We start from the raw sequence: 24,036 nt of genomic DNA on the forward strand, positions 1-24,036 counted from the left end.
GGCCGGAGGCCGGATGGCAAATGGACCGAGCAACAAGGACGTGAGGAATCGATGAACACCGTGGACCGCTGCGAGGCCGCCCCCGCAGCACAGTCCGCGCAGCCCCCCGGCGACGGCTCGTCCGTCGTTGCGGCGGCAGCTGCCCCGGCACCCGCCGCCGAGTCGATCTCACCGCGTCGGCTGCGCACGCGGACCAAGCTCATCGAGGCCGCGATCCCGTTGCTCGCCGCCAAGGGCGTCGCGGGCACCTCGATCGAGGAGTTCGCCGAGGCCGCCGGGATGACGCGCGGCGCCTTCTACTCGAATTTCGCCTCCCGTGACGCGCTCGTCCTCGCCGTGTGCGACTCCGGGATCAAGCGTGCCATGGACCGCGTGAACGAGGCCGCCGAGTCCGGTCTTGACGAGGTCGCCGATTCGATCGGCACCGCGGACCCGCAGCGCCTCATGGAGCTCGCTCTGGAACGCTTCTTCATCGAATACCCGGAATCGGTCGACTGGGTGCTCGCCGAACGCGAGATCCACCTCCACGCCCTACGCGTCCCCGAGCTGCTCGACAAGTACGAGGAGCTGCTCGCCGCCTATTTCCGGCAGTTCGCCGCGGTCATCGATACAGTGCTCGACCGGCTGGGCGGTCGCACGACGATCCCGGCGGCCGCTCTCGTCGAGCTCCTCGCGGTGGTCGTCAAGGAGGCCTCGGTGAAAGCGATCCCGGAGTGGCCCGGCACCGGCCCGCTGATCATCGACCCGCAGCCGACCTTCCGGATCCTCCGGGCGTTCGTCGTCTTCGACTGAGCACTCGTGCACTCGTCCCTGCCCGCGCTCCCCTGAGTGTGCTCCCCCGCCAGGCCCCGGACGGGCTTCCGGCCACTAGGGTGGTGGGCATGACCGACGCGAACCCCACCGACCCGAACCCCGCCGCCCAGGACCCTGCGGTCCAGGACTCCGCAGTCCAGGACCCTGCGGCTGCGAGCATCCCCGGCACGAGCGAGGCCGTCGGAGACGCCGCACCCGGCGCGGCCGACGCCGAGGCGAAGCGCGCCGAGTTCCGTGCTTTCCTGTCCAACATGCCCGTCAAGCTCGGGTCGTTCGTCGAGGCCGTTCTGCCGCGCGCGATCACCGTCGGCGAGGACGACGAGGAGAGGGAGTTCCGCAAGGACTTCTCCCCGGCCTCCCTGCCGTGGGTCGAGGCGTTCGCGCTCACCCGCCTGCCCTCCCCGGCGGCCGTCGCTGCCGCGGAGAATCAGCCGTTCTCCGAAGGGCTGGTCCGCTACGTCGGCGAGACCCTGCTCCGCACGGTGGGCGGCACCTGGGACATCGACCCGGACGGTGGTACCGGCCATGGGATGCCCTTCATCCGACCGGACTCGCCGGCCGGGGAGGCCGCCGGAACCCCGATCTCCCTCGTCGGACTCCTCATGACCGCGGTGCAGGAGCGCCGCGGCGACACCTTCGTCACCGCACTGGCGAACGCGCTCGCGGAGTTCGGCGAGCAGGGCACGCCGAACCGCTCGAGCACGGGCATCGACCTCTCGGCCGGCGGGGAGCGCCCCTCGCAAGCGGAGCAGGACCACCTCGACGCCTTCCTCGGCGGGGTCGAGCCGGTCATCGCCGCGTGGATCCACGAGCAGGGCGGCGGGATGGAGGCCTGGGCGTACGGCCGTGCAGCGCTCGAGCGCCTCACAGCGGACCTGCGGGAGCGCTACTCCGATGCGGAGGCGATGACCGGCCAGGACGAGCAGGCCTACCTGGCCGGTGCGGTGCGCTACGTCGGCGAGGTGATCCGGCGGGCAGGGTTCGGCACGTGGCGATTCGCGGCCGAGGTCCCTGCCGACGACCCCCGTTCGGGCCAGCCGTTCGTCCGGTTCGCCGGCGGCGATGCCGACGGCGGCGCGGAGGGCTTCGATGTCGTGCCGTGGCAGCTCATCCGGGACGCCCTCACCGACGATGACGCCCTCGTGGCCGCGTACGACCGGGCTGCGGCGACGGTCTAGCCCGGAGCGGTCGCCCCCGCGTCACTTCGTGGGACGGCATGACCGATGCCGGGCAGTCCGAGAGCGCCGGCGGCATCCCCCGCCGGCTCAGCGCACCCTCAGATCTCCGGGTGGCGCAGGTGGTGGCCGGTCGCGGTCTCGAAGGCGTGTGCGACGCGCAGCAGGTCGACGTCCCGGCCGGGGGCGGCGACGATCTGGATGCCGACCGGCAGCCCGGAGGCGGTGAGGCCTGCCGGCACGGAGATCGCCGGGCACCCGGTGGCGGAGATCAGGGTCGCCGAGCGCATCCAGTCGAGGTAGGTCTCGAAGGGCACCCCCTCGATCTCGGTGGGATACTCGATCCCCGCGTCGAAGGGCAGCACCTGCGCCATCGTGGTGACGAGGACGTCGTGCTCGGTGAAGTACTCCGCCACGTCCTCCCGCAGCCGGGCGCGCGCCCGGTCCTTGGAGATGATCTCGTCCGCGGTGAGCGCGAGCCCGCGCTCGGTGTTCCACACCACGGCCTCCTTGATGTCCGCACGCCGGGACCGCACGAGTTCGCCCCAGTTCAGCGCGAAGTCGTAGGCCCGCTGGGTGTCGAACACCTCGTCGGCGTCGTCGAGCCGGATGCACGCCTCGCTCATCTGCGCCCCGAGCTCCTCGAACACCGGGCCCGCGGCTCGCACGATGTCGAGCACTGCCGACTCGACCCTGACGCGCCCCGCGAAATCGGGGGCGAAGCCCACCCGGAGTCCGTCGAGGTCGGGCTCGTACCGGGCACCGAGCCGGAACTCGGGCAGGTCGAACACCGTTCCGGGCTCGTCGATCGATCCGGGTCCGCGCGGGTCGGGCCCGCACGCGGCCTGCATGAGGAGCGCGACGTCACCCACGGTGCGCGCCATGAAGCCCGATTGCGAGAGCCAGGACCATGGGTCCTGCGGTGGCACGTGCGGGAGCCGGCCGTTCGTCGGGCGCAGACCGACGACATTGTTGAAGGACCCGGGGATCCGCAGCGATCCGCCCATGTCGGAGCCGTCTCCCGAGGCCTGGATGCCGGCGGCGATCACCGCGCCCACGCCACCGGAGGAGCCGGCCGCCGACCGGGACGGGTCGTAGGGGTTGACCGTCGTGCCGAACAGCGGGTTGAAGGTGTGGGAGCCCGCGGCGAACTCCGGGACGTTGGTCTTGCCCGTGGTGTTCACCCCCGCGGCTCGGAGCCGGGCGATGACGAGCGAGTCGGCATCCGGCACGTTGTCGGCGAACACCGGCGAACCGAAGGTCGTGCGCATCCCCTCCGTGCTGTGCGTGTCCTTGTGCGTCATCGGCACCCCGTGGAGCAGCGGCAGCCGCTCACCGGCGGCGTAGGCGCGGTCGGCCTCCACCGCCCGGGCGAGCGCGGCCTCGGCGTCGAGGGTGACGACGGCGTTGATGGTGGGGTTCACCTCGGCGATCCGCTCGAGATGGTCGTCGGCGGCGTCGACGGCGCTGAGCTCACCGGTGCCGATGAGGTGGGCGAGTTCTCGGGTGGACAGCCAGGTGAGCTCACTGGTCATTGCGCGCCTTCCTGCGGAGCGGGGTGATCGTTCGCGGGTGGAGCCGGGGCGCCTCAGCGGGAGCCGAGGTGCCCGAGGAGTGCGGTGAGAGCCGCGCGCACCCCCGTGCCGAGCGTGGTCTCGACCTCGTCGGGACCGAAGAACGGGGAATGATTGCTCAGCACCTCCTCGGGGTCGTCGACCTTCGCCTGCGAATAGCCGCCGAAGAACCAGAATACGTACGGCACGTCGATCGCGTCGCCGAACCGCCCGAAATCCTCCGACCCGGTGACCGGCGGGGTGACGTTGACCGCGTCCTCGCCGAGCTCGTCGCCGAGTGCACGGATGAGCGAGGCGGTGAGGTCCGGGTCGTTGTCCACGGGCGGGAAGCCGTACATCGGGCGGATCTCCGGGGCGGGCGCCCCGGAAGCCTGCGCCTCGGCGGTGATGATGCGCTCGACGGCGGTCAGCACCGTCTCCCGGACGGCCTCATCGTAGGTGCGGATGTTGATGGTGAAGCGGGCGCTGCTCGGGATGATGTTCTCCTTGAGCCCGCCGTTGAACACGCCGATCGTGAGCACCGCGGAGTCCCGCCCGGAGATCTCCCGGGACACGATCGTCTGCAGGCGGGTGATCATGAAGGCTCCGAGCACGATCGGATCGACCGCGTTCTCCGGCTGCGAGCCGTGCGCCTGCTGCCCGTGGACGATGACCTCGAGGGAGTCGGCCATCGCCATCGCCGTGCCCGAGGTGATGTTCACGGTGCCGGCCACGCCGGGCCACACATGCTGACCGTAGATCGCGTCCGGGCGGGGCACCCGGTCCCAGATCCCGTCCTCGAGCATCGCCGCAGCACCCGCGCTCGTCTCCTCGCCCGGCTGGAAGATCATGATCGCGGTGCCGGACCAGCGGTCCCGGTGCTCGGTCAGGAGCTTCGCGGCACCCAGGCCGGAGGTGATGTGGGTGTCGTGGCCGCAGCCGTGCATGACCGGGGTCTCGGTGCCGTCCGGCAGGGTCCCCGTCGCTTCCGATGAGTAGGGCAGCCCGGTCTGCTCGGCGATCGGGAGGCCGTCGGTATCGGCGCGGAAGGCGACGACGGGCCCTTCGCCGTTCTCGATCACGGCGACGACCCCGGTCCCGCCGCAGCGGAACGGCTCGAGGCCGTACGAGCGCAGGTGCTCCTCGATGGCGTCGGCCGTGCGGTGCTCCTGCATCGAGAGCTCCGGGTGCCGGTGGAAGTGCTGATACATCTCCACGAGCGCCGGGATCTCGGCGTCGAGCGCGGAGCGGAAGGTGGGATCGAGTGCCATGAGGTCTCCTTGGAGTCGGCGTGTGGCCAGCGTATCGGGTGAGTCGTGTCAGTTGATATGGGCAGTGTCGGAGCTGCTGCGGACCTTGCGGTCCCGCGCGTACCAGGTGATGACGATCGTGGCGATGACTGCGATGGCCGTGGCGAAGGACTTCACGAGCGGTGGGCTGAACGGCACGATGAGTAGGACCACCACGGCGGAGACGACGAGAGCGATGATCGTCGCACGCACCTGGTTGAGCGTCGCGATGAGCTGGACGGTGACGCCGCCGAGGATCGCGGGCAGGATGTACAGCCGTGCGACCTCGGTGATCGGCTCCGGGGTGATCGAGACCAGCCAGGTGCCGAGCAGGCCGACGAGCACGAGCATGGAGAGCACATGCACCACGGCGGCACCGCAGATCGCGGCGGTCGCCGAGTACGAGGCCTTTCGAGTTCCCGGTTCGGCTCCGATGGTCGACTGGGCGACGATCGCCGACGGCACGAGCTTGTTGGAGATGTTGCCGATCATGAACGCCTGGTACATCCCGGCAGGACCGAGGATGGGGAAGTACGTCACGGGTTCGACCACCCAGAACACGCCGTAGACGGCGGCCACCGCGATGAAGGCGGTGACGATATGCGACACCTCGATACCGAGGTCGGTCGAGAAATAGAGGTAGAACGGCACTGCGGTGGCCAGCAGAAGGCAGGCCACCATCGTGATATTGCCCCACAGATAGGTCGTCTTGGAGTAGTTGCGATGCAGCGCTTCGAGATCCGGGGCGGCAGTCGTCATGATGGTTCTCCTTACTCGATGCTCACGCAGCGCCGAAACCGGCGTGGTGGACGGCGTAGGCGGCGATCAGACCACCGACGATTGCGATTCCCAGCGCCCATTCCCGCAACCAGGCCTGGGACAGGACGCGCGCGAGCACCAGGCAGATCGCCATGACGATGGCGGAGGCGACCACTGCCGCGATGTGCGCAAGGGATTTGGGGATCTCCGTGATCGTCAGAGCCGCGAAGGCTGCGAGCAGAGCCGCTGCGGGCACGATCGACATGAGCGCAGGATTGACCCGGGAGAGCGCGTCGCTCCCCTTGCCGAGCAGCGGGGTGAGCACGAGCGTGCTGATCTGCCACATCGCCCCCGACAGGCTCATCGCCATGAGTGCGACGACGAACACGGCCTGGGTGTAGCCCTCCCCGCCGAGTTCGGCCCCCATCGTTCCTGCTGCCAGGGAGGCCGAGGCGGTCTCGGTGGCAGCGGAACCGATGAGTCCGATCCGGACGAGCACGGGCGGGGTCCCGAACAGCGGGAGCAGTGCCACGGAGACCAGCACGACGGCCAGTGACGGTCCGATTGCGGCGACGCCGCCGGCTCGGAAGGAGGCGTTGACCTCCGCCTGGCTCATGTCCGCCGCCTGAGCGTTGCGTTTGACCGCGAGCATGTAGATCGCGGACTGGATCAGGATGACGGCGAACACGGCCGCGGCCAGCACCCACAGGAGCGGCGCATTGGCGATGATGCCGATGTCAGTCGAATTGGCCTGGGCGACTACCATCGGCAGCTCCTCGAATTCAGATCACAGTGGGGAACGGATTGACGCCTCGACCATAGCAATCTGTGACGCCGATCACGTGAACGCCGTGTTTCAGACCGTGATCGTGCCCTTGAGGCAGACCGTTCCCTCGGGATCGACCGCGCCGACCTCGTAGGTGCCCTCGCCGGTCTCACGACCGACGTAGGCGACGGGGGTGTTGTCGAAGATCGGCTTGCGCGCCTGGAACGCGAAGGTCTTGAGCTCTACGCCCGGGTGGTTGCGCATGAAAGCGTCGACCATGAGGGTCGCCGACAGCGGGCCGTGGACCACCAGGCCCGGGTAGCCCTCCTCGTTCAGGCAATAGTCCCGGTCGTAGTGGATGCGGTGTGCGTTGAAGGTCAGCGCCGAATAGCGGAACAGCTGGGTCTCGGTGGGGCGCACCACATAGGAGTAGTCCCAGTCCGAGGTGTCGGCCGGCGCGAGCGCGGCACGCTCGGCCGCCGACTGCTCGGGAGCCCGCTGGGCGGGGGCGGCCTCCCGGTAGACGATCGTCTGCACGTCGGTGACCGCGAGCTCGCCGACGGCGAAGATCTCGTGGTCGACGGTGAGGAACACGAGGTCGCCGGAGCGCCCCGACTTGTGGACGACGTTCTTGATGGTCTGGACCTCGCGCAGCGGGTCCCCCACCGCGATCGGCCGGTGGAAGGTGACGTCGGAGCCGGCCCACATGCGCCTCGGGAACGGGATCGGCGGGAGGAACCCGCCCTTGTGCGGGTGGCCGTCCGCGGCGAGCTCGTGCTGCGGGGCATCCGGGGTGAAGTGGAGCCAGTAGCCGACCGGGAACAGCTGACCGCCCCAGGGGTCGGAGTCGTAGTCGAGGGTGGCGCGCAGCCCGGCGGACTTGGCCGGAGTGGCGAGGTCCTCGAGGCTCTGGGATCGGCCGATCCACTCCTGCAGCTGGGCGATGTCGACGGTCTCGCTCATCGGGGCTCCTTCGGGTGTGCGGGCTCGTGGGGTGAGCAGGGCGGTTCCAGCAGTCGAGCCCAGCCTACTCAGTGCCGCTGACGCTGTGCAGACCCGTCCACGGAGCGCGCGTGCCAGGGGCACTGCTTTCTCACAACTGATCTTGAGGTTTCGTGCATAGGGTCGAGGTGCAGGGTCGACCAGGAGGGTCGGCCCGACGACCGAAGGAGCTGCATATGGGACTCGGTGACAAGATCTCCAACAAGGCCGACGAGATGGCCGGCAAGACCAAGGCCGGAGTCGGCGACGCCTCCGACGACCAGTCGCTCAAGAACGAGGGGCACGCGCAGGAATCGGGCGCGAACCTCAAGCAGGCCGGCGAGAAGGTCAAGGACGCCTTCAAGAAGTAAGGCCCGCACGAGCGCACCGGAGCCCCGTCGTCCGCAGGGACGGCGGGGCTCTGCCGTGCCCGAGCAGGCCGGTAGTCTGGATCATCCGCCGGCATGAGCGGACACGGGCCGGCCACGGAGGGGGAGCAGGTGGACTATCGGGCGTCGGCGGGCACCTGGGTGCTGCGCATCTGGTTCGCGCTCGCCTTCCTCATCCACCTCCTCGCGCTCTACAGCCCGGGCAGCGGTGAGCCCGGCGCGCTCCCCGGACTCGACAAACTCGGGCACTTCGGGATGTTCGCCGCCCTCGTCACCCCACTGCTCCTCCTCGGCTCCCCGGTCGGCTGGACGCTGCTGATCGCCGCGCTGTACGGCGGGGCGAGCGAGGTGATCCAGGCGTTCGGCGTGCCGCGTCGCGCCGGTGAGTTCGGCGACTGGGCGGCCGACCTCCTCGGCATCGCACTCGCCTGGGCGATCTGGCGGGCGGTGCCGGTGGAGGAGCCCGGGCCCGAGGCGCCCGCCGCACCTCGGCGCTGACCCCGCCCGGTGCCCCTGCGACCGGCCCCGATTCCGACAAGGATCCTGGTAGCCGCCAGATGTGAAATCCGTGCATATCCGTCGTTTCGTGAGATCACGGTGTCCTCGCCCCGGCGCGGCACTGTAGCGTGGGTCATATCGTCGCCTAAACGTACTTGGATCGCTTCGCACCACGCTTCTCATGTGAACCCGGGCAGCCCCACGCACCGACGTCTCGAGGATTCACCATGACACCCACCACCGCAGCGGCCACCGTCGCCGACTCCCCCACAGCGACAGCACCGCGGCCCCGCCCGGCGGGCGCCCGGTCCCGCGCCGCGACGAGCGACTTCGCCGCCCTCAAGCGGCTCGTGCTCGATGCCGGCCTCATGGAGAAGACCCCGGTCTTCTACTGGGTCATGACGACCGTGCTCATGGCGGCCCTCGGCGGCTGCATCGCCGGCTTCGTCCTGCTCGGCGACTCGTGGTTCCAGCTCCTCGTCGCCGCTGCATTGGGCATCGTCTTCACGCAGATGTCGTTCCTCGGACACGAAGCGGTGCACAAGCAGATCTTCACCTCGCACAAGGTCAGCGACTGGTACGGCCTCATCACGGGCAACCTCATCGTCGGCCTGTCGATCGGCTGGTGGACCCAGAAGCACAACCGCCATCACGCGAACCCGAACACCAAGGGCAAGGACCCGGACATCTTCGACCCGGTCGTCGCCTTCACCCCGGAGCAGGCGCAGGCCCGCACCGGGCTCGCGCACGAGTTCACCAAGCGTCAGGGCTACCTATTCTTCCCGCTCCTCCTCCTCGAGGGCCTCAACCTCTACCGGGACGCGATCCTCACCGTCCTCACCCGCAAGAAGCTCAAGAACCGCACCGCGGAGATCGTGCTCCTGAGCATCCGCCTCATCGCGCTGCCGGCACTCGTGTTCTGGTACCTGCCGCTCGGCATGGCGTTCGCGTTCCTCGGCGTGCAGGTCGCTGTCTGGGGCTTCTACATGGGCGCCTCGTTCGCCCCGAACCACAAGGGCATGCCGCAGCTGGAGAACCGCTCGACGCTGAACTTCCTGCTCCGCCAGGTGACCACCTCGCGCAACATCGTGGGGACCACCTTCAACACGTACCTCATGGGCGGACTCAACTACCAGATCGAGCACCACCTGTTCCCGAGCATGCCGCGCCCCCACCTGAAGAAGGCGCAACGGATCGTCCGCGAGTTCTGCGCCGAGCGCGACATCCGCTACACCGAGGTCACCCTCGTCCAGTCCTACGGGGCCGTGGTGGACTACCTCAACCGCGTGGGCATCAAGGCCCGCGACCCGTTCGAGTGCCCGATGGCCGGGGCGGGACGCGCGATCTGACGCGACTCCCCGCACCCACTACCGCCGAGGCGCGGGCACAGGTTCCCGTGCCCGCGCCTCGGCTGTCGGGTGACAGCACAGCGTGGAGCGTCGGTGCGACGCAAATCGTCAGTGCACCTGGCCGGGCACCGGCGCACTGCGGGACGTCTGCACACGGCAGGGCACCGACGTGTGAGCGTGCCTGCGCCTGATGTCACCGCGCCGTCGTGCTGAACTCCACCGCCTGCGCCCGGCCCACGTCGTTCGGGCTGCCGGGGCTCATGACCACCCGGCCTGCCACGGGGTCGAACTGGACGGTGACGAGGGTCGCGGTCCGCTCCCCGAATCCCTTGCCGGGCTCGGGCACGCGGCACACCGGCGCCTCCCCCGGTCCCGTGCAGAGGTGGCCGAGCATCTCCGCGGTGTCCGCCGGCGCCGGGGCGTCCGCGACCTGTGATTCGATGAGCGCGAGGCGCTCCTCGGACATGCTCGCCGCGTTGAGCGGGAGCGCCCCGTCGAGCAGCTCTGAACCCACGAAGTGGTTCGTGTGGGCGAACCAGCCGTCGGCGCTCAACGCCTGTGTGCCGGCCGGGCCGATCTCGACCATGACCGCGGCGTCCGGTCCGGTCACCGTGATCACCGAGGACGAGGTGGTGCGCGCGGAGCGGATGATGTCGACCGCTTCGGCCACGGTGCGACCGCGCTGCAACGCGGCGGCGAGGACCGAATGGACGGGCACGCCGCCGGCCGAGTCCTCGGCGTTCTTGAGGATGTTGAGCATGACGCCCACCCGCGCGGAGTTCATGCCGATCTTGCCGAGCATGCCGTACTCGGCGAATCCGTGGTGGTCGAGTTCGCCGTCGACCCCGGTCACGCTCTGGTAGTGCCAGACATCGGCGAACTCCGCGTGCCAGTCCCAGGTCTGGACGGCCTTCGTCCCACCCGGGGCCGCGTGGACGAGGGTGGAGCATTCACGCGGGTCCACCTGGGCGAGGGTGAGGATCTCGGTGCGCGCATTGACGAGCCCGACCTGCCACAGCTCCAGGCCGGCACCGGCCGCGACGCCGGTGAGCTCGTCGACCTGCGCGGGGTCCCAGTCGGCGAGTGCGGCGAGCGACTGCTCGGCGGCGCTGCGCTGGGTGTCCACAGTGATCCCGAGGCGGGAGAAGAGTGAGGAGTAGGCGTCGACGGTGAGCGCGATTCCGCGGGCGGCCTGCTCACCTCGGCCGCGGCCGCGGGCGGCGTGGTCGGCGCCGGACACGGTGAGGAGCTCCGGCTCCACGAGCGCCGGGTCGACCACCCGGTCGGTGTCGAAGCGGGACGGCTGCGGGTCGTGCGTTTCCGTAGGTGACATGGTTCTCATGCTATCCGCGCAGCCGGAAGCCCGACAGGACCGCTCGGAAGGCGGGTTCGCCGAGCAGTTCAGTGCGGTTGCGAGGTTCCAGGTGCAGCTCAGTGCGGGCCCGGCGTCTCCAGGTGCAGCTCAGTGCGGTCCGGGCGTTCCGAGGTCAGTCCAGTGCGGCCCGGGTGTTCCGAGGGCAGTTCAGTGCGGTCCGGACGCTTCCAGGTGCAATTCAGTGCGGATACTCAGGAGTAATCGCACTGAAGTGACCGCCGAGCGGCGCGCCGGCTCCGGTCCGCACCGCGAACCCCACCCACCTAGCCACTCGCAGGCCACTCCCGCGACGCACGAGCACCCGGCAACGCCTCCGGCGCACGACCGCCCGGCCGCCCGGCCACTCCCGTGGCGCACCAGCCGGCCACCCGGCACTCCCACGGGCCCACCAGCCACGCAAGCCCCGCCGCCGATCTCACCAGCACACGCCCAGCCTTGAAAAGTCGGCACGCGGACCGTACCGTCGGTATTCAACACTGTCCGTTCGTTCGTTCGGTTCGGTGAAATTCCCGGAGAGGCGCATCACGCAGCTCGCACCGCGCATCTGCACCGCGCTTCCGTCCACACGGCACGTCGAAGGAGAATCCCGTGATCACAACCCGCTTCACCGAACTGCTCGGCATCGAGCACCCGATCGTCCAGGGCGGCATGCAGTGGGTCGGCAAGGCCCCGCTCGCCGCAGCCGTGTCCGAGGCCGGCGGCCTCGGCATCCTCACCGCGCTGACCCAGCCCACCCCGGAGGACCTCCGCGCCGAGATCCGCCGCACCCGCGAGCTCACCGCCAAGCCCTTCGGCGTCAACCTCACCATCCTCCCCACGATCAACCCGGTCCCCTACGACGAGTACGTCAAGGTCGCCGTCGAGGAGGGCATCACCGTCATCGAGACCGCCGGGGCCAACCCCGAGCCCTTCATGCCGCTGTTCAAGGAGCACGGCGTCAAGGTCGTCCACAAGTGCACCGCCGTGCGCCACGCCCTCAAGGCCGAGCGCGTCGGCGTCGACGCGGTGAGCATCGACGGCTTCGAGTGCGCCGGCCACCCCGGCGAGGACGACATCCCCGGCCTCATCCTGCTCCCGGCCGCCGCCGACAAGCTCTCCATCCCCTTCATCGCCTCCGGCGGGTTCGGCGACGGCCGCGGCATGGCCGCAGCCCTGGCGCTCGGCGCCGACGGCATCAACATGGGCTCGCGCTTCCTCGCCACCCAGGAGGCCCCGGTCCACGACAACGTCAAGCAGGCCATCGTCGAGGGCTCCGAGCTCGACACGATCCTCAACTTCCGACCCCTGCGCAACACCGTGCGCGTGCGCAAGAACGCCGTGTCCACCGAGGCCGTCGACATCCTCGCCAAGGGCGGCGAGTTCAAGGACGTCCAGCACCTCGTCGCCGGCGCGCGCGGGCGCAAGGTGTTCGAGGACGGCGACATCGAAGCCGGCCAGTGGACCGTGGGCATGGTCCAGGGCCTCATCACCGACGTCCCCACCTGCGACGAGCTCATCACCCGCATCATCAGGGACGCTGAGCAGATCATCACCGGCCGCCTCGCCGACATGGTCCGCTGACACCCACCCGGGTGCACGCCACCAGGGTGGGCGTCCCGCACCGCCACCCGGACGCACGCCGAGGGGCGGCTCTCCACGATCGGAGAGCCGCCCCTCGACGCGTTCCGCAGCTCACCCGAGGCGTTCCGCACCTCTCCCGAGGCACCCGCACCCTGCCTGGTCGGCGCACCTCGGCGGAGCCGTCGGCCCCTCCCGGGGCGCCTGCGACTCAGCCGTGCAGGCCCACCTCGGGGTCGGGCTCGGGGGCTGCGTCGGGGCCGACGGGCAGGCCCAGGTAGTACATGTGCGCGGCGGTCTCGGCGAGCGCGGCGAACAGGTTGAAGTTCTTCAGCCCCTCAAAGCCGCGCGCCCAGTGGAGGCCCTGCGCGATCGAGTACACGGAGTGGTCCTCGTTCTCCTCCCATCGCACGCGGATCTCCGCGAGGCGCTCGTCGTGGTGGAGGGCGATCTCCTCGGCCCGGACCTGCAGGCCACGGAACCGGAACCCGTGGGCGGGCAGCACGGTGACGGCCTCGTCGAGCCCGGACATGCGGCGCAGGGACTCGAGGTAGTCGGCGAGGCTGTGGGTGATCGAGGGCGCGTCGAGGCCGATGTTCGGGGTGATCGTCGGCAGCACGTGGTCGCCGGAGAAGAACATCCCGGCGCCGGCGTCGTGGAACGCGGAGTGGCCATAGGTGTGGCCCGGGGTCCACATCGAATGCACCGTGCGCCCGGAGATCGGCAGCTCGTCGTGGTCGCCGAGCACGATGATCTGCTGCGGCCAGTCCGGCACCTTGAAGGCGTCCGCGCGACGGCGCCCCTCGAGGTGGGAGATCTCCCCGTGACGCTCCTCGGGGACCCCGTAGATCTCCGCGATCGAGGCCTTGCCGTGGGCGCCGGTGACCGCCCCCTTCTCCCGTCGCCGGAAGGTGTCGAGGGTGGCGATGTCGTGGGAGTGGAGGGCGAGCCACATGTCCGGGTTCTGCGCGAACAGCGCGGGCACGAGGCCGAGGTGATCGCGGTGGTAGTGGGAGATCGCGACCCCGGTGATGTCGGTGAGCGTGAAGCCCGCCTGTGCGAGGCCCTCGCTGAGCGCCGCGAGCTGCTCCTTGCCGTCCCAGCCCGGATCGATGAGCGCGACTCCGCGGTCCTCGGCGATCGCGTAGCAGTAGGTGTAGACGAGCGGGTTGTTCGGGATCGGCACGGGGATCGCCCAGACACCCTCGGACACCTCCTGGACCGGGGGCAGCACCCGATCCTGCCAGGCCTGCCGCTGCTCGGTGCTGAGGGATTCGATCTTCATCGATCGCGCCTTTCGTCTCCGCCGGTCGTGACAACCGGCTCTTTGAAGCCATTGAACAATCGTTCGTCACATTAGCACTTCGGCCCCGGTGCAGGGTGTGCTGGCCGCGTCTCCTGCACTGCGGCACCGGCCCCGCGACGGACTCGGCGCCCGGCCGCACCCGGGCCGCCATCGGCACCTCATCGGTCCCCACCGGGGAATACCGGACGTCCCGCAGGCGTTCCCAGGACATCCGCAGATCGAAAAGGAGCCTTGTCATGAAGCGCACGCTCAAGCGACCCGCACTCACCATCGCCGCCTCCGCCCTGGGGTTCGGCCTCGTCCTCTCGGGATGCGGCGGGACCGACACCCCGGACGACGTCGAGGGCCAGACCGGCGACCCGAATGTCGATGCGCCGACGAGTGATGCTCCGGACCAGCGGCCGACCACCTCGACCGAGGATTCCGGCGGCGAGACCGAGGGCTCCGGACAGGGCATCGGCAACATCGATGTCGTCGAGACCGCGATCGCCACCGCCGAGGGCGAGGGCGGCACTGCCATGTCGATCGATTCCGACGACAACGGCACGTGGGAGGTCACGACGCTCGACGGGGAGACGAAGTTCGAGTACTCGGTCTCCGCCGACGGCTCCTCGATCGAAGCGACCGAGGAGGATTCAGCGGACACCGAGGACACGGAGGAGCTCGGCGCGGCCGACATCTCCCTGCTCGAGGCCATCAACGCCGTGGGCGAAGCGCACCAGGGCGACCTCGACGACGCCGAGCTCGATACGGAGAACGGCGAGGTCCGCTACGAGATCTCCCTGCAGGGCGAGCGGATGGACTACCTCGTCGATCCCTCCACCGGCGAGGTCACCGAGGACAGCCGCTGACCCGCTCGGAGCATTCCCGGCCGCAGCAGCGCATCGACTCCCTCGAACCGCAAGGACACTTGTCGGCTCGAGGGGGTTCTCCGTGTCCCGGCGGAGGAGTACTGTCGGTTACGGGGACCGGCGACCGCCGGCCCGCCGGGACCGGAAGGAGATCCACGATGTCCGATGTGACCACCATGCTGGAGACCCACCCGAACGACTCCACCGGAGTCGACCGCACAGTCCTCGCCGAGTGCATCGCCGCATGCTTCGCCTGCGCGCAGACGTGCACCGCGTGCGCTGATGCCTGCCTGGCCGAGGACATGGTCGCCGAGATGCGCCGCTGCATCACCACCGACCAGAACTGTGCGGACATCTGCGCCGCCACCGGCGCCGTCCTCACCCGCCGGACCGCGGTCGATGACGCTGTGACGCGCGCTCTGCTCGAGGCCTGCCGGGCGGCGTGCAGGGCCTGCGCGGAGGACTGCGAGCAGCACGCGGAGATGCACGCGCACTGCCGGGTGTGCGCCGAGGCATGCCGCCGCTGCGAGAAGGCCTGCGCCGCACTCCTCGACGTGCTGAGCTGAGGCGCTGACCAGCCGGTACCCGAGCCGCTCCGCACCGACCCTCTCGTCCCGATTCCTGTGCTCGGGCCGCGGGGGTTCTGTGTGTCCCCCCGAGGATCCTTCCGGCCCGGATGTCTAGAATGTGGACAAGCACTCGCCACCGCCCCCAGGGAGACCCGTGACCGACCCGCGCAGCACCTCGGACTTCGACCGCCTCTTCTACGAGGATGACCCGGGCGCTCCGTCCGAATCCGCCCCCGGGCGTCGGCGTCCGCGGAAGAAGAAGACCGGACGGCGCGTCCTCGTCGGTGCACTGATCCTCGTCCTCCTCGCTGTGCTCGGCCTGGGGGCGTACGGCTTCTACATCGCGAACCTCTACGACTCCGGGAAGCAGGAGGTCACCGACGAGGAGGCTTTCGGCGGGGCGCGGCCGGAGACCTCGGGCGAGGGCATGAATGTCCTGCTGCTCGGCTCCGACGCGCGCGACGAGGATGTCGACTACGAGAACTCGCGCGGATTCCGCAGCGACACGATCATGGTCATGCACGTGCCCGAGGATCGCTCCGGTGTCCAGATCATGTCGATCCCCCGCGACATCTGGGTCGACATCGAGGGCCACGGTCAGGCGAAGATCAACGCCGCGATGTCCTTCGGCGGACTGCCCCTGGCCACCTCCACGGTGAGCGACTTCATCGGCGCCCCGATCCACCACGTCGCGATCATCGATTTCGAAGGGTTCCAGGCGCTCACCGATTCCCTCGGCGAAGTCGAGGTCGAATCCGAGCAATCCTTCGAGTCCGGCGGCCACTCCTTCCAGGAAGGCACGAACACCCTCGACGGCGAGCAGGCGCTCGCCTTCGTGCGGGCCCGCAAGAACTTCGGCGACGGCGACCTCCAGCGCAACCGGAACCAGCAGGCGTTCCTGTCCGGTGTGATGAATGAGCTCATCAGCCGCGACACGCTGAGCGACCCGACCCGGATCTCCGGGATCGTGCGTGACTTCTCGCCGTACATGACGGTCGACTCCGGTCTGAGCTCGGGGACCATCGGTTCGCTCGCCTACCAGCTGCGCGACGTCCGCCAGGACGACATCGAGTTCTTCTCCGCACCCATCGGCGGCCTGGGGACCTCCTCGGACGGGCAGTCCTACCTCAGCGTCGACGAGGATGAGCTCGAGAAGGTCCGCACGGCGTTCGCCGAGGACACCGTCGGCGATTACGCGGCACAGGCGGAGACTCAGCACCTGTAGGAGCGCGGTCCTATACTCGGACTCGTCCCAGTCCCCAGCCGGAGGTGGTGCGTGCCCTTCACCCGGACGGTCCTCGACGTCGCCGCAGACCATCCCGCCCGGCCCGCCGTCGTCGGGTCGGATGAACGCCTGACGTACGCCGAGCTCGTCACCGACTCCGCGCGCCTGTTCGCCGCGGTGTCCGGGCTCCACGCTGAGCAGGTCAGTCCGCCTGAGCCCGTCCCGGAGACCCACGGCATCCCGATCACCGCGGTGAGCCTGACCTCGGCCTTGCACACCGCCCGGATCATCGCCGGCCTCGGACTGCACCGCGCCGTGTCGGCCACGATCGACCCGCGCTGGCCGCTCGCCCACCAGGTGCGCGTCATCACGACCACCGGGATCGGCGTCGTCGTCAGCGACTCCGCAGAGCTCGCCGAGGCGCTCGCCGCCGCCGGCTGGACCGGCACCGTGATCCCCCTCGACCGACTCCGCGAGCGCGAGGCCCGGTCCCACCCCACCGAGCGGCCCGGGGTGCGCGACGGCGCCGAGGCGTTCCTCCTCCTCTTCTCCTCCGGCACCACCGACAACCCCAAGGCCTTTCTCAAGACCCGGCGCCAGTACCGCGACAACTACGCGGTCTCGAGCGCGCACCTCGAGCCCTGCCCCGGCGTCGCCACGCTGGCGCCCGGCCCGATGTCCTACAGCCTCACCCTCTACGCCCTCATCGAATGCCTGGCCTCGGGCGGGAGCTGCCACGTCGCGGACCGCTTCGATGCGATCGACGCCGGGCGGCGCGTCGCCGCGGAGTCGATCACCCGGGTCGTCGCGGTGCCCGCGGTCGTCCAGGGTCTCACCGATGCCGCGCGCCGCGACCCGGAGCGGTTCACCGGCCTCGAGCTCGTCGTCACCGGAGGGGCGAACCTGTCTGCGCGGATCCGCGAGGGCTTCGCCGCCGCGCTGCCGGCCGCTCGCCTCATCAGCTACTACGGGGCCGCGGAGATCGGCTTCATCGGCGACAGCCGCGCCGGCGACGGCACGCTCATCAGCATCTACGAGGGCATCACCGTGAGCATCCGCGACGACGCCGGGGCCGAGGTGCCCGCCGGCGAGGTCGGCACCGTGTGGGTGCACGCGGCCGCCTGCTCCGACGGTTACGTCGGCGCGACGAGCACCGCACGCCTGGTCGGTCCCGATGGGTTCGCCACGGTGGCCGACCAGGGTCGGATGGTCGACGGCCGGCTGAGCCTGAGCGGGCGGGCCGGGGACATCGTCGTCACCGGTGGGCACAAGGTCTCCCTGCCCGAGGTGGAGCGCGCCTTCGAGACCGTGGAGGGCCTCGGCGAGGTGTGCGCTGTCGGTGTCCCGAGCGCGCAGCTCGGAACCGTGGTCGCACTCGTCATCGAGGGCGGGGCACCGCCCAAGGCGCAGCTCCTCGCCCACGCGCGGGCGCATCTGGCCCCGCAGTTCGTCCCGGGCCGCTGGTACTCGGTGCCGCAGCTGCCGCGCACCGTCGGCGGCAAGATCCGCCGCGGCGAGACGACGGAGCTCGTGCTGGCCGCCGGGACCGGGGTGACGCGCCTGTGAGCCGGGGCGGAGTGGAGCGCCGGGGCGTCGTCGTCACCGGGATGGGGGCGATCACCCCGAGCGGACTCAGCGTCCGGGAGACCTGGGATGCTGTGGTCGCCGGTCGCAGCGCCATCGACGTGCTCGACGGGGAGGAGTTCGCGGACCTCCCGGTGCGGATCGGGGCGCAGGTGCGCGGATTCGATCCCACGGCCGTGGTCCCGAAGTCCCTGGCCCGGCGGCTCAGCGCCGTCCAGGCCTGGGCGATCGCCGCCGCCGACGAGGCGCTGCGGCAGGCGGGCCTGCTCGAGGGCGGAACGTCGGCGACCGGCACCACCGCGAGTCCGCAGGCGCCGGTCGTCGCACTGCCCTGGGACGCCCACCGGTTCGGCATCATCGCCGCCTCCGGCTCCGGGCCGGTCGCGGCGATGCAGGACGCCACTCGCGCACTCCTCGCCGACGGTCCGCGCGGCGTGCCGCTGACCCTGGCGATCTACGGCGCCCCGGATGCCGCCGCGGCCCTCCTGAGCCAGCGCTATGCCGCGACCGGCCCGGCGCAGGGCGTCAACGCGACCTGCGCGAGCGGTGCAGTGGGGCTCGGCGAGGCGCTGCGGAGGATCCGCCACGGCTACGCCGATGCAGTGCTCGTCGTCGGGATGGAGGACTGCCTCAACCCGGTCAACCTCGCCTCGAACATCAACATGCGCGCGCTCGCCGCCGGGTACGAGGACGAGCCGAGCGCGGCGAGCCGGCCCTTCGACGCGGGTCGGACAGGGTTCGTCATGGCGGCGGGCGCCTCGGCGATCCTCCTCGAATCCGCGGACGCCGCCCGGGCTCGCGGCGCGGAGGTGCTCGCCGAGCTCGCCGGGGCCGGTGCGGCGAGCGACGCCCACCATCCGACCGCCCCGCACCCGGAGGGGCGGGGTGCCGCGCAGGCGATGCGCGACTGCCTGGCCGACGCCGGCCTCGGCCCCGAGGCGGTCGACCACATCAATGCCCACGGCACCGGCACCCCGCAGGGCGATGCCGCGGAGATCCGGGCGATCGACGCGGTGCTCGGCGCGCGGGCCCGGCGGGTGCCGATCACCGCGACGAAGTCGAGCACCGGCCACCTGCTGGGCTGCGGCGGGGTGACCGAGGCGATCCTCGCCGTGCGCACACTCGGCACCGGCCTCATCCCGCCCACGCTCAACCTCGACGAGCCCGCATTCCCCGACCACGACATCGTGAGCGGTGCCGCCCGAAAGGCCGAGGTATCCGCCGTGCTGTCGAACTCGTTCGGGTTCGGCGGGCACAACGCCGCCGTGCTGCTGCGCCGGCCGGAGTGGCCCGGCAGCACCCCAGGGGCCCGCGCCCGACGATCCCGACCAGACCACCTGCCCGAGAAGGAGACCCCATGACCGACCGTGAGACCCGCCACGCCGAGCTCGCCGACCGCTACCTGCCCGCCGAGCTGCTCGAGCGGATCCGGGGGCGGGCGGCGCGCTACGACCGGGAGAACGCGTTCTTCTCCGAGGACCTCGAGGAGCTGCGGAAGGCCGGGTACCTCTCCCTGTTCGCGCCGGAGGAGTTCGGCGGGCCGGGGCTGAGCGTCAACGAGGTCTCCCGCCTCCAGCAGCGGCTCGCGACCGCGGCTCCGGCGACCGCGCTGGGCATCAACATGCACCTCGTGTGCACCGGCACGATCCGGGCGATGCACGAGCGCGGCGACCGGTCCCTCGACTTCGTGTTCGACGAGGTCATGGCCGGTGAGGTGTTCGCGTTCGGGATCAGCGAGGCCGGCAACGACTGGGTGCTCCAGGGCTCGAACTCGTCCGCGGTGCCCGAGGACGACGGCGGGTACCGGATGACCGGGAAGAAGATCTTCACCTCGATGTCCCCGGTGTGGACTCGGCTGCTCGTCCACGGGCTCGACTCCTCGGACCCGGAGGAGCCGACGCTCGTGTACGGGTTCCTCGAGCGCAGCGCGGACGGGATCTCCGTGTCGGAGAACTGGGACGTCATGGGGATGCGGGCCACGCAGAGCCGCTCGACGACCCTGGACAACGTGCGGATGCGGCCGGAGAAGGTGGCCAGGCGGATCCCGGCCGGGCCGCACCCGGACCTGCTGACCTTCGGGATCACCGCGAACTTCCAGCTCCTCATCGCCTCGGTGTACGCCGGGCTCGCCGCCCGCGCGCTCGAGGTGGCGGCGGAGTCGCTGCGGAAGAAGTCCTCGGCCAAGCACGGCACGACCTTCGCCGAGATCCCGCAGTTCCGCGACCGGCTGGCCGATGCCGCGCTCGACCTCATGCCGGTGGCCGCGCAGCTCGAGGCGTACACGCGGGATCTCGACGAGCTCGTCGACCACGGGGCCGGCTGGCCGCGTCGGCTCGTGTCGGCCCGGATCAAGGCCGGCGAGGCGGCCAGGCGCGCGACCGAGTCCGCGCTCCACTGCTCCGGCGGGGCCGGCTTCGACAACAGCCACGAGCTGGGCCGGCTCTACCGCGACGCGCTGGCCGGGCTGTTCCACCCGGCGAGCCCGGATGCCGCCCGCCCGATGTTCGCCGCCGCGCTGTTGGACGATTGAGGCTCCCGATCGCGGCTGCGCTCACCGGACTCCGCTCGATTCGAACGAGACCTCGATGGTCGGCATCGCACTGGCCGCTCTCGGGCCGCTCGCGTTCGGCTTCGGCCTCGAGGTGTCGCGGTCGTGGACCTTTCCGATGATCGGGCTCGGAGTCATCCTGCTCCTCCAGGCGATGAACGGGATGCGATCCGGCCGAACCGGGTCCGGGGCGGCGTAGGATGAGCCCCACCCGCACCTCGTCGAGGAGGACCCCATGTCACTCGATCCGACCGGATACGACGCCCTGAGCTTCGACTGCTACGGCACGCTCATCGACTGGGAGGCCGGCATCGCTGCCGTGATCGGCCCGTGGGCCCGGCGGCACCGACCGGAGATGTCGGACGAAGGCGTGCTCGTGGCGTACTCGGAGAACGAGGCCGCGGTGCTCCGCGAGACCCCGGGGATCCTGTACCCGGATGCGCTGCGAGAGGCGTTCCGGCGCACCGGCGAGGCCCTCGGCCTGCCGGTGACCGACATCGAGGCCGATACTCTGGGCGACTCGGTGCCCGATTGGCCCGCTTTCGACGACTCCGCCGAGGCGTTGGCGATCCTCAAGGATCACTACGCGCTCGTCATCCTCTCCAATGTGCACCGCGCCGGTTTCGCGGCATCGAACGAACGGCTGGGTGTGGAGTTCGACGAGATCCTCACCGCTCAGGACATCGGCTCCTACAAGCCGAATCCGGCGAACTTCGAGGCGCTGGAGCGGAGGGCCGCGGAACGGGGGTGGTCCGGACGCCTCCTGCACGTGGCCCAGTCGCTGTTCCACGACCACGTGCCGGCGCAGCAGTTCGGGCTGCCCGGCGTGTGGATCAACCGTCGTCACGACCGGCCCGGTTGGGGCGCGACACCGGATCCGCAGGCATCCGTGGACATCGCCGCCGAGTACCCGTCACTCATGGACTTCGCCCGGGACGTGGAGAGAGCGTTGGGGAGGGAGAACTGACACCACGATCTGTCATATGACAGATCATGACGTTATTCGACACCCGCGGATTGACCGAGCCGGAGGTTCTGCGGCCTACTGAGGTGGTCCGCCACGGTATCGGATGGCCGGTTCGCATCCGCTGTCGAACCTTCCGGCCGTGATGCGGACTCCATCATCCGACGACCGGAGCGTGATCCGCCATGAGCCGTGCCCCCGAGCATCCCCGCTTCACCGAGTCCCCCGATGACGCCCAGTCCAAGACCCTGCGCGCCGCCGGGACCTGGACGGGTCAGCAGCAGACGCGCGTCGAGGCGCGGGACTTCACCTTCACGGTGGACGAGCCGGAGAGGATCGGCGGCCGTGACGAAGGCCCCACTCCCATGGAGTACCTCGCCGGATCAGTCGGTGCCTGCATCACCGTCGTCATCGACCAGGTGGCCGGCCGCCGCGGCCTCGCGCTCACGGGCATCTCCACGTACTCGCTCGCCCGCCAGGACCAGCGCGGGCTCGCCGGCACCGCCGACGTCCAGCCGTACTTCCACAGCTACCGCCTGCAGGTGTGCGTGGGGACCCCGGAGACCGACGAGCAGGTGCTCCGGGACTTCGCCACCGCGGTCGAGCACTCCTGCCCCGCGGTGAACCTCCTCCGCGATGCCCGCATCGACCTCACCGTCGCGTGGTCGTTCGCCGCCGGGGTCGAGGACGGCGCCGCTGAAGCCGCGTGCAACACCGCACTCGGCTACACCTCGCCGTCCGAGGACTTCACCGAACCCGTCATCACGTTCGAGAACGCGGATGCACCCGCACCCGCCGTCGGCGCCGAGGAGACGGGCGCACGCGCATGACCGCCGTCGGACTGTGGACGATCGGACTCGCCTCGGCCTACACCCTCTGGCTCGTGGTGGGCGGCCGGGTCGCGCTGCGCCGCCGGGAGACGGGTCGAGCCGGATTCTTCGTCGGGGGACGCACCTTCAGCCCGTGGACCGTGGCCTTCTGCATCACCGGCCTGTTCTCCGGCTCGTCCTTCATCGCGATCGTCGAGCTCAGCTACCGGACCGGTGTGTCCGCCGTCTGGTACGGCGTCGCGGAGACCGTGCAGGTGCTCCTCATCGCCCTGCTCCTGGTCAAGCCGCTGCGCGAGAAGCTCGTGGTGACGGTGACCGGCATCATCGGTGACCGGTTCGGACGGGCGGCGAAGGCCATCAGCTCGATCATCACCGGCCTGACCTTCCCGATGTACTCCGTCGCCACCACGATCGCCTTCGCCTCCGCGCTGCACATGGTGACGGGCCTGACGCTGCCGCTGTCGATCGCGGTGACCGCCGCCGTCCTCCTCGCGTTCCTCTCCTCCGGAGGCATGCACTCGGTGGCCTTCAGCCAGACGATGAACGTCATCATGATCTCCCTGATGTTCGCCGTCGGCGTGTGGGCGATCACGGTCTCCCCCGGGTTCGGCGGAATCGCGGACTTCCGGACCGGCAATCCCGAGATGTTCGATCTCTCGAGCGCCGGCGTCTCGCTCATCGCCGCATGGTTCGGCACCTTCGTCATCAACGTTCCGCTCGCCCAGGCCGCTTTCCAGATGTCGATGTCGGCCAGCAGCCCGGAGAACGGCCAGAAGGGCCTCTATCGGGCCGCGATCATCGGCGTCCCGCTCATCCTGCTCGGGGTGTTCCTCGGTGTCGCCGCGGCGGCGATCGTGCCGGATGCCGCACTGCCGCTCGTGGCCATCCCCGAGTACATCGTCGGCGTGCTCCCGGCGTGGGCGGCCGGACTGTTCTTCGTCGGACTCTGGGCCTGCGCCCTGGGCTGGGCCGGACCGTGCCAGTTCTCCGGCGCCACCTCGCTGGGCCGGGACCTGGGTTCGGCACTCAACCCGCGCGCCACGGAGGCCCAGCTCGTCCGCTACACCCGCTGGGCTCTCGTGGGGCTCACCATCGTCATGGTGATGTTCGCCCTGCTGCGGTCCGAGCAATCCGCGTGGTGGAACGTCATGGCGTGGACCCTGCGCAACGGCGCGACCTTCGCCCCGGTGCTCGCCGCGTTCTTCTGGCCGCTCGCCACGCGGTCGGCCGTGCTCACCGCGCTGCTGGCCGGATTCGGCTCCGGGCTCACCTGGTACACGCTCTCCGACTTCGATCCGACGGCCTTCTTCCTCGGCATCCACCCGGTGTGGGTCGGCATGATCGCGAACCTCACCGGCCTCACCGTCGTCACCCTCATCCACCGTCGCTGGGGCACGGTGCCGGTCGGGCGGCGCAGGCAGCGCGGACAGGCCTTCCTCCTGCTCGCCGCGGTGATGCTGACACTCTCAGTGTTCGTTTGGCCGTGGCTCGCCGGGCACGGTCTCATCGGGATGGCCCTGTTCATCGTCGTCGTGGCGCTGTTCGCCGCCACGGTCTCCCTCACGGTCGCCGCACCGGGCCGAGGTGAGAAGGCGGAAGCCGCGGATCCGGCCGAGACGCACAGCGCGCCGACGGGTGGGTGACGACGGCCTCGG

23 protein-coding genes are annotated in these 24,036 nt (G+C 70.2%); 16 read left to right on the forward strand and 7 right to left on the reverse strand.

The window, feature by feature from the left end:
• Positions 1-51: 51 nt before the first annotated feature.
• Together ABD883_RS04850 and ABD883_RS04855 are read left to right on the forward strand one after the other, a co-directional pair.
• Complete coding sequence (locus tag ABD883_RS04850; protein WP_345030324.1) at positions 52-792, forward strand: TetR/AcrR family transcriptional regulator; 741 nt, start codon at positions 52-54, stop codon at positions 790-792.
• An 89-nt stretch (positions 793-881) separates the two neighbouring features.
• Complete coding sequence (locus ABD883_RS04855; RefSeq protein ID WP_345030326.1) at positions 882-1,991, forward strand: hypothetical protein; 1,110 nt, start codon at positions 882-884, stop codon at positions 1,989-1,991.
• Between the two features lie 98 nt (positions 1,992-2,089).
• Here ABD883_RS04855 and ABD883_RS04860 read toward each other — a convergent pair whose 3' ends face one another.
• The 5 genes from ABD883_RS04860 to ABD883_RS04880 form a co-directional block, all read right to left on the reverse strand.
• Positions 2,090-3,523, reverse strand: coding sequence for an amidase (locus ABD883_RS04860; RefSeq protein WP_345030328.1), 1,434 nt, complete (start codon positions 3,521-3,523; stop codon positions 2,090-2,092).
• A 53-nt stretch (positions 3,524-3,576) separates the two neighbouring features.
• Positions 3,577-4,812: an amidohydrolase gene (locus tag ABD883_RS04865; protein WP_137318175.1), complete on the reverse strand. Its 1,236-nt coding sequence runs from the start codon at positions 4,810-4,812 to the stop codon at positions 3,577-3,579.
• 48 nt (positions 4,813-4,860) lie between these two features.
• Positions 4,861-5,589 carry a hypothetical protein gene (locus tag ABD883_RS04870; RefSeq protein ID WP_345030330.1) on the reverse strand — a complete coding sequence of 243 codons (729 nt, stop codon included), beginning with the start codon at positions 5,587-5,589 and terminating at the stop codon, positions 4,861-4,863.
• A gap of 22 nt (positions 5,590-5,611) precedes the next feature.
• Positions 5,612-6,355: a DUF5058 family protein gene (locus tag ABD883_RS04875; protein WP_137318177.1), complete on the reverse strand. Its 744-nt coding sequence runs from the start codon at positions 6,353-6,355 to the stop codon at positions 5,612-5,614.
• Between the two features lie 90 nt (positions 6,356-6,445).
• Positions 6,446-7,318, reverse strand: coding sequence for an HTD2 family dehydratase (locus tag ABD883_RS04880; protein WP_345030334.1), 873 nt, complete (start codon positions 7,316-7,318; stop codon positions 6,446-6,448).
• A 215-nt stretch (positions 7,319-7,533) separates the two neighbouring features.
• Here ABD883_RS04880 and ABD883_RS04885 point away from each other — a divergent pair, with 215 nt between their 5' ends.
• The 3 genes from ABD883_RS04885 to ABD883_RS04895 all read left to right on the forward strand — a co-directional run bounded on the left by ABD883_RS04885 (position 7,534) and on the right by ABD883_RS04895 (position 9,572).
• Entirely contained in the window at positions 7,534-7,707 is a 174-nt protein-coding gene (locus ABD883_RS04885; protein ID WP_137318179.1) for a CsbD family protein, read from the forward strand.
• 93 nt (positions 7,708-7,800) lie between these two features.
• A complete protein-coding gene (locus ABD883_RS04890) occupies positions 7,801-8,223 on the forward strand; it encodes a VanZ family protein (protein ID WP_295688388.1) in 423 nt (140 codons plus the stop codon).
• A gap of 227 nt (positions 8,224-8,450) precedes the next feature.
• A complete protein-coding gene (locus tag ABD883_RS04895; protein ID WP_345030339.1) occupies positions 8,451-9,572 on the forward strand; it encodes a fatty acid desaturase family protein in 1,122 nt (373 codons plus the stop codon).
• A gap of 193 nt (positions 9,573-9,765) precedes the next feature.
• On the opposite strand, the gene ABD883_RS04900 is transcribed toward ABD883_RS04895, so the two are convergent.
• Positions 9,766-10,905, reverse strand: a complete 1,140-nt coding sequence (locus ABD883_RS04900) for a C45 family autoproteolytic acyltransferase/hydrolase (protein ID WP_345030341.1) — start codon at positions 10,903-10,905, stop codon at positions 9,766-9,768.
• Positions 10,906-11,535: 630 nt separating this feature from the next.
• Between ABD883_RS04900 and ABD883_RS04905 the strand changes: the two genes are divergently transcribed.
• Complete coding sequence (locus ABD883_RS04905) at positions 11,536-12,507, forward strand: NAD(P)H-dependent flavin oxidoreductase (RefSeq protein ID WP_247425567.1); 972 nt, start codon at positions 11,536-11,538, stop codon at positions 12,505-12,507.
• Between the two features lie 208 nt (positions 12,508-12,715).
• On the opposite strand, the gene ABD883_RS04910 is transcribed toward ABD883_RS04905, so the two are convergent.
• Entirely contained in the window at positions 12,716-13,789 is a 1,074-nt protein-coding gene (locus ABD883_RS04910) for an MBL fold metallo-hydrolase (RefSeq protein WP_345030343.1), read from the reverse strand.
• A 257-nt stretch (positions 13,790-14,046) separates the two neighbouring features.
• On the opposite strand from ABD883_RS04910, the gene ABD883_RS04915 reads away from it, so the two are divergent.
• From ABD883_RS04915 to ABD883_RS04960, 10 genes are all read left to right on the forward strand, one after another.
• The gene (locus ABD883_RS04915; protein ID WP_345030344.1) at positions 14,047-14,661 is read left to right on the forward strand and encodes a PepSY domain-containing protein; all 615 of its coding nucleotides are present in this window, start codon (positions 14,047-14,049) and stop codon (positions 14,659-14,661) included.
• Positions 14,662-14,819: 158 nt separating this feature from the next.
• Entirely contained in the window at positions 14,820-15,227 is a 408-nt protein-coding gene (locus ABD883_RS04920; protein WP_247425573.1) for a four-helix bundle copper-binding protein, read from the forward strand.
• Positions 15,228-15,384: 157 nt separating this feature from the next.
• On the forward strand, positions 15,385-16,455 hold the full coding sequence (locus ABD883_RS04925; RefSeq protein WP_345030347.1) for an LCP family protein: 1,071 nt from the start codon (positions 15,385-15,387) through the stop codon (positions 16,453-16,455).
• Between the two features lie 51 nt (positions 16,456-16,506).
• Positions 16,507-18,021: a class I adenylate-forming enzyme family protein gene (locus ABD883_RS04930; RefSeq protein ID WP_345030350.1), complete on the forward strand. Its 1,515-nt coding sequence runs from the start codon at positions 16,507-16,509 to the stop codon at positions 18,019-18,021.
• Positions 18,018-19,400, forward strand: coding sequence for a beta-ketoacyl-[acyl-carrier-protein] synthase family protein (locus tag ABD883_RS04935; RefSeq protein WP_345030352.1), 1,383 nt, complete (start codon positions 18,018-18,020; stop codon positions 19,398-19,400). The genes ABD883_RS04930 and ABD883_RS04935 overlap by 4 nt, the downstream gene beginning before the upstream one ends.
• Positions 19,397-20,569, forward strand: coding sequence for an acyl-CoA dehydrogenase family protein (locus tag ABD883_RS04940; RefSeq protein WP_345030354.1), 1,173 nt, complete (start codon positions 19,397-19,399; stop codon positions 20,567-20,569). The genes ABD883_RS04935 and ABD883_RS04940 overlap by 4 nt, the downstream gene beginning before the upstream one ends.
• A gap of 55 nt (positions 20,570-20,624) precedes the next feature.
• Entirely contained in the window at positions 20,625-20,786 is a 162-nt protein-coding gene (locus tag ABD883_RS04945; RefSeq protein ID WP_175406804.1) for a hypothetical protein, read from the forward strand.
• A 36-nt stretch (positions 20,787-20,822) separates the two neighbouring features.
• On the forward strand, positions 20,823-21,554 hold the full coding sequence (locus ABD883_RS04950; protein WP_345030358.1) for an HAD-IA family hydrolase: 732 nt from the start codon (positions 20,823-20,825) through the stop codon (positions 21,552-21,554).
• Positions 21,555-21,736: 182 nt separating this feature from the next.
• A complete protein-coding gene (locus ABD883_RS04955; protein WP_345030360.1) occupies positions 21,737-22,381 on the forward strand; it encodes an OsmC family protein in 645 nt (214 codons plus the stop codon).
• Positions 22,378-24,024 (forward strand): sodium:solute symporter family protein, encoded by a 1,647-nt coding sequence (locus ABD883_RS04960; RefSeq protein WP_345030362.1) that lies wholly within the window; start codon positions 22,378-22,380, stop codon positions 24,022-24,024. The genes ABD883_RS04955 and ABD883_RS04960 overlap by 4 nt, the downstream gene beginning before the upstream one ends.
• The last annotated feature ends 12 nt before the right edge of the window (positions 24,025-24,036 follow it).

This window comes from Brevibacterium pityocampae (assembly GCF_039541555.1).
GTDB classification, from domain to species: Bacteria; Actinomycetota; Actinomycetes; order Actinomycetales; family Brevibacteriaceae; genus Brevibacterium; species Brevibacterium pityocampae.